Source organism: Vallitalea maricola (assembly GCF_036985595.1).
In the GTDB taxonomy this organism is placed as follows: domain Bacteria; phylum Bacillota; class Clostridia; order Lachnospirales; family Vallitaleaceae; genus Vallitalea; species Vallitalea maricola.
The window spans coordinates 1-226 of sequence record NZ_BTPU01000408.1 but is presented as its reverse complement, the minus strand read 5'-3'; the positions used below and the strand labels follow the sequence as shown (position 1 = coordinate 226).

Sequence of the window (226 nt, the reverse complement as noted above, 5' to 3'; positions counted from 1 at the left end):
GTATGATATTTCTGCACGTTGAAATTCACGCTTAGCAACGTTTAACTCTGATTGCGCAGCATTCATATTACTTTCAAGATCAAGTTGTGCTTCTTTATCTGCTAGTACACCCCGATTCGCACTGATGCTTAATTGCTCTAGTGTTGATTGTTGTTGCTTAATTAAAGCATCTAACTCTGGACTCATTAGACGAGCGACTATTTGATTTAACGCTACTGCTTCACCC

General features: G+C 39.4%; 1 protein-coding gene. It reads right to left on the bottom strand.

Annotated features, from left to right (window positions below; genetic code table 11):
• Nucleotides 1-186 (bottom strand): hypothetical protein (locus AACQ14_RS24475; RefSeq protein WP_339366135.1); only part of this gene is annotated, 186 nt, incomplete at its 3' end.
• Nucleotides 187-226: the final 40 nt, after the last annotated feature.